The 1,058-nt window shown below is 33.9% G+C and carries 1 pseudogene; it reads left to right on the top strand.

Annotated elements, in window-relative coordinates:
- Window positions 1–1,026: pseudogene (locus AC4D4A_RS19275) on the top strand (IS3 family transposase); the annotation flags it as partial.
- Between the last annotated feature and the right edge of the window lie 32 nt (window positions 1,027–1,058).

The following is a 1,058-nucleotide window of genomic DNA, read 5'->3' on the forward strand; positions in this document are numbered from 1 at the left end:
GGGGCGTAAATCTATGAAAAAAGAAATTAAGTCTAAGAATTTGCAACAACTACCTCCGGTAGAAGGCTCACTAGAAGCTCTACAAGCAGAAAATGAGCGTTTACGTATGGAGAATGCTTATTTAAAAAAGTTGAACGCTTTAGTTCAAGATCAGGAAAAATTACTAACAAAATCAAAGCGCAAGTAATTTTTGAACTAAAGAAAGAGTTTGATATCGTGGAATTAGTTAAAGTCGCTGATATTCCACGAAGTACGTATTATTATTGGGAAAAACGACTAAATCGAGAAGATAAATATCTAGAAGTAAAACAAGCAATAGAAACGATTTACCATGAACATAAGGGCCGTTACGGTTATCGGCGTATCACAAAGGAATTACAAAAATTGAACCACTTTCTTGATAAGAAAACAATTAATCGTTTAATGAATGAGATGGGCTTAAAGTGCCAAGTACGTATGAAAAAGTTCCGATCCTATCGTGGAACAGTTGGCAAAATAGCCCCTAACCTACTAAATCGCAATTTCCACGCAGACAACATGAATGAGAAATGGGTAACAGATGTAACAGAGTTTCACTTATTAGGTGAAAAGCGTTATTTATCACCTATTTTAGATTTATGTAATGGAGAAATTATTGCTTATAAAGTAATGGATCGTCCTGTTTATTCACTGGTTGGAGAGATGTTAGAAGAGGCAGTTAAAAGATTACAACCAAGTAATGAGCTCATTCTCCATTCTGATCAAGGTTGGCATTATCAGATGGATAAATATCAAGATAGATTAAAAGAATATGGTATTCGACAAAGTATGTCCCGTAAGGGGAATTGTTTAGACAACGCAGTCATAGAGAATTTCTTTGGCTTATTAAAGTCAGAACTACTTTATTTACAAGCATTTGAGACTATGGAACATTTTGAACGAGAATTAAATGAATATATCTATTATTACAATCACAAACGAATGAAGGTAAAATTAAAAGATCTAAGTCCAGTTGAATACCGGACTCAGATCTTAGAAGCTGCTTAATTTTTTGTGTCTAACTTTCTTGGGTCAGATCA

The sequence above is a fragment of the Pradoshia sp. Z5_111 genome, assembly GCF_058267535.1.